Source organism: Mycolicibacterium houstonense (assembly GCF_900078665.2).
Classification (GTDB): Bacteria; Actinomycetota; Actinomycetes; order Mycobacteriales; family Mycobacteriaceae; genus Mycobacterium; species Mycobacterium houstonense.
The window spans coordinates 1-4,591 of the sequence record NZ_LT546224.1; the positions used below are offsets into that span (position 1 = coordinate 1).

Genomic DNA, 4,591 nt, shown 5'->3' on the forward strand with positions numbered 1-4,591 from the left:
GGCCCAGGCCGCGTATGCCGCGGCATCCGGGTAGGCCACCTGTACGACGGGGTGGTCGTCGGCAGCTGGGTCCCGATCGGGCCCGAACGGGCGTCGCCAGTTGGCGCCGGGCGCCCAGTCCCACCATCGGCGCCAGTCCCGCAGGTCGACGGGGCCGTCGGTCGCCTTGAACACCAGGGCACCGGGTACCAGGTCGGCCTCGTCGACGCCGGGGTAGTCCCGGGGGTCCATCGGCCGTTCGGCGATGGTGACGTATCCGGTGGCCGCGACGAATTCGCCGAACTGGGCCGTGGTGACCGGATGCTGCTCGACCGCGAACGCGCGGACGGTCACGGTGTGGACCGGCGCCTCCTCCGGGTAGAACGCAGTCGAGCCCATTCGGAAGGCTCCGCCGGGAAGCTCGATCAGTTCGGTCGCCACAGAGTCGAGGCTAGTTCCAAAACTGACTGGGGTTGTCGACAGTCTGGGCTCCTGACGATTGGAGCCACATGGCTGAGCCTGTTTGGAGTGAGCAGGACCTTCGTCCGGCGGGCCGTGGACGATCGAGGTCGATCTACAAAATTATCGCTCGACGCTTAACCGGATTGAAGGCCGTTTGGAAGATCCCACAGGACCATATCCCGCAACTCTCGCGGCTCCAATTTGACAAGACCGTCTGCGTACTCACGCCCTACCGCGTCGAGGTATGAGGACACAGCGCCTTCAAGCACACCAAGAAGCATTTGGTCATTATCACTCGAACTTGACAACCAAGCTTCAGTCTCATCCCTCGGGTAGAGGCACAGGAAATTGTTAAGTGCGACCGCCACGCTGCGGTTAAGACGAAACCGTCCGCCGACCCCCGTTCCGCGAGCCATGTATGTAAATACGAACCGCGGGGGCATATTCGCTTCTTGACGATAGAAGGGTTCACGACGCCTAACGAGCGTGCTTTGCTTAACGATCGGCTCTATTTCCCGAAGGTACTCCGCAAAACGCGGCGCCTCTTTGGAGATGGCATCGAAGGGAGCGCTACAATCAATTAGCCACTTATAAGGCACATCCCTTGGGTTGCCATCGGCGTCCGACTCAATTATTGGATCTCGAACTTCAAATGCTTTCGGCAGAACTGGGCTCCGCCACTTCGCTGGTATTTCCAGCAATTCAACCAACGCATGCTCTACTACAAAGAATTTGTTGGCTCCCGTAGCGATTCCTCGGCCCACTCGAAACAAATCACCGACGGTCAGTCCAATCTCACGCCTCCCTGGCGTGTCGGCACTCATCAGCCGTTGCCACTTCGTTGTCGATCGAAGCACTTGCCGCGCTACACGTCGCGACTCACGGGGGTTTCCAACGGTGCCGCCTGAGGTGAACTCGACGAACCCTGCACGTGCAGGCAATGCCTTGCGGAAAAAAACAACGCACGACGACACCCGAGCATTCGAGAACTGAGACGCGATGCCATACATGTGCAGCCTCAATAATTCGACGTGCTCGCTGAGATACTCGCGCAGCACCTTCCCGTAGTTGGTGAACATAAATTCGGTTGGAAGCAACCACGCGGATATAGCATTATCTTCCAGCCAATTGTCTGCCCCCAACAGAAAGTAGGCGTACATATCACACCGTACATCTGGCGTCAGTCCGAGTTGACGCTCAATTGCGCCGCGCCATATCTGGGCTTTGACCATGTCTACGTTCTGAAATCTCACGTAAGGAGGGTTTGCGACAACCAAACTGCGCTTTTTATCGACCCACTCGTGCTTGACCAGATCCCCAGTTCCCGACTCTGCAAAAATATGGTCGAGAAAATCGTCCCCCGCAACCTCGAGGCCGATATGACGCCACCGATCTCCAGTGAGCGCTGCTCGACCACGGTCAGCCTCTACCCCCACTGCAGAAGCAATCCGCTTCCCGTCAGCACACCCGAGCAACGCGGCAATGAAGATGCCAGAGCCTAACGCCGGATCACCAAAATCGATTAATTGATCTGAAGGCAGAAGTGACACCGCGAACTTCATGATATCGTCAGCGATCTCGGGCGGCGTTAGAAACAGCCCTTTATCGCGGAAGTGATCCCTACTAGCACGTTGTTTCCAACCATCACCGACTTGATTTATTAATTCGTGCGACGACCATAATTCCCCCTGTCGATGAACAGGTTCTCTGTCGTAGTTATGCACGATTGCGACGCTTCGTTCGTGCCGCTGAAGGTCGACCTTTTCGTGAACGTCGGCACAGATGCGGCCAACTAAGGAGATCCGGTCTTTTTCAGTCATCCGCAGTATGTCACTGGCGACAACGCCACTCTTCCCGCTCAGTGCATTCAATAGCGCGCCTGCACGTGGCGTTAGATATGGTGGTCTTGTTTGGGCCGTGACCTTTCGAATCGGCTCGACGCGCGACGGTGGCATGCGCACATAGAAGTCCCACGAGAACTTCTCCATAACCCGATATACATCCGCAGCCAATACGCTTGGTTTCCCGTCGTACACCGTTAGATGGAAAACACTATCCGGGAAGTCTGGTTTGTACGACAAGCGCTCCAGCTGGTCTGATTCACATTTGATGAACACCGTCGAGAACCCATTCTCGACATCTTCGGTTGTAATGGGATTAAAGGTTCCCGGCCCCGAAACATATAGATGGTCCACCTGCACCTCTTCGTACAGGTTCTCCCCAAAATCCGGAATCTTCGTCTTCGAGTATCTCACCGTAATATGAGGCAAGGAACGGGAATGTGGTTGGCAGATTCTACGCAAAAGTTCAAGCGCAGGCCCCACGACATCGTCCTGAAGGTATAGCGCGTATGCACCGACCGCCACTAGATCACCAAGTAGCGAAGAAGTCGGTTCCTATCGCCTTCGCCATTGCCGCGGACCTCGCCAATTGCGGAGATGAGATCAAACATCGCATCTCCATACTCGTTCGCTCGTTGGAACCGCTCAGTTCGATGTTTCTTATCTTCAAATCCACTGCGCAATAGTTCCTCGGTTTGACCAGTCTGCTCGATGAACCATGCATACTTCTCGAGAACCTCATTCACTAACGCGTCCACCTCTGGCAGCGTCTTGGCTACCGCTCGCAGCCTCTCCTGCGGTGATTTTTGGACAAGACAATGAATGCTCTCTTCAGTTGGATCACTCAAGCTGGCTAACGCCGCTATCGTCGCAAAGCACGTAGTCATACGGCTATATTTAAGCTTGAAATTCTTTACTTTTTGCTTGTTCTTCTGAACCACATCAGCAGCAGGTTGGTTCCGCTTATGTTCGTAGTTCAACAGTAGCGTCTTCCAGAATCGCCCAATGTCGTTTATCAAAAACCATGGCTCAAACGAGGACTGGTGGTCAGGGTAATCCCGGAAATAGGCGGCGATCATCGCACGCTGCGCTCCCGCAAAAACCTCTTCGCCATATACGCAGGCACTTTCAAGTAGCAAAAGCATGCGCATGGTAAAGAAGTTTAACTCATCATCCTTAGGGCTTCCCAAATGTTCGAGAATGTCATTACAAGACAGCGTCTGGAGGTACTGCCCATCGTTCGAAAAGGGCGGAAATTGCATTGCATTAGCAACTTCAATTACGCTTGCAAAAAGACTAACTTCCTTGATGTGCGACTGAGCCTCTGACTTGACCCCAGGACCGTACAGGAAGAAGAGATCTATATCTGAATATGAACTTGCCTCTTCACGTGCATACGAGCCAGCGCAGAAAATTGCAAAGTTGTCGATGGCGTGTGCCTCTGATCTGCTCTTGATGCGATTCTTGAGTTCATCCAATCGAAGGTTTGAATACGTCGCCCTCGCCGACAGAATCTCAAGATCAGCCATCCGGTGATCATATCCGACGGCATCGGGCGCGTTGCCGAAACCATGACGGGCGTGACCAGCCCCGATGTCGGAGTCGTACCGCGACTCCGCCGCATCGATTCCATTGCGTGGCGTATTCGACTTCGCGCAGCACCGTCTGAGGCTAGTAACGGCATGCATCTACCAGCTATGGACCGAGCCGCTCGGTTCAAAGGCTCACACGATGGTCAAGGGTGGAGTGTTGGGTCACTGCACGCCCAAAGGCGGCTAACCATCCCAGCCAGCCGCACTAATATGGGCGGAAACCTGATGGCACGATCGGATGACCACAGATGGGTGGTGTGTATTTCGTGTTGATTCCGCTCAGCCCGGCATCGTGATGCCGAAGTCGGTGAACATCGCCGACTGCGCCTGCTCGAATCCGGGTGTTTCGCCTGGCGCCTCGAGTCGCACCACGGCCAGGAAGTTCCCACCGTTGGTCCACAGGTGCACGATCCGGTCGGCGTATTCGATGCCCTCACCCGGGCGATCGGCCAAGATCCCCATCAGTTTCTGCCCGCTGTAGCCGCAGAGATCGCCGGGCAGCACGCTGAGGCTGTTGATCGGCGAGTTCGCCACACGATCGTCGCTGTAGCGCCTGAAATCGTCCTCGGCGCTGAGCGTGGTGGGAGTGAGCGCGATCTCGGCGGACATCCCCGCGGGTCCGGTGAGCCGCACCGTCTCGGCGCGGGGCCTCACCTCGGTGAACCCTTCGGGCACCGCGACGGTCAGCTCCGGGGATCCCGGTTCCGGGCTCCGGGC

The 4,591-nt window shown here is 56.0% G+C and carries 4 protein-coding genes; all 4 read right to left on the reverse strand.

Going from position 1 to position 4,591, the window contains the following annotated elements; genetic code table 11:
• Positions 1-420, reverse strand: a 420-nt coding sequence (locus tag BN4332_RS32715; protein ID WP_160111015.1) for an SUMF1/EgtB/PvdO family nonheme iron enzyme, incomplete at its 3' end; no start/stop codon positions are given.
• A 155-nt stretch (positions 421-575) separates the two neighbouring features.
• A complete protein-coding gene (locus tag BN4332_RS32720) occupies positions 576-2,696 on the reverse strand; it encodes an Eco57I restriction-modification methylase domain-containing protein (protein WP_096867210.1) in 2,121 nt (706 codons plus the stop codon).
• A 110-nt stretch (positions 2,697-2,806) separates the two neighbouring features.
• Entirely contained in the window at positions 2,807-3,811 is a 1,005-nt protein-coding gene (locus BN4332_RS32725) for a nucleotidyltransferase domain-containing protein (RefSeq protein WP_074133300.1), read from the reverse strand.
• Between the two features lie 342 nt (positions 3,812-4,153).
• Positions 4,154-4,591: hypothetical protein (locus BN4332_RS32730; RefSeq protein ID WP_235654379.1), on the reverse strand; the 438-nt coding region annotated here is incomplete at its 5' end.

Excerpts from the sequence above, each read along its gene's own strand:
- BN4332_RS32725 (WP_074133300.1), bottom strand. The coding sequence starts at position 3,811 with ATGGCTGATCTTGAGATTCTGTCGGCGAGGGCGACGTATTCAAACCTT.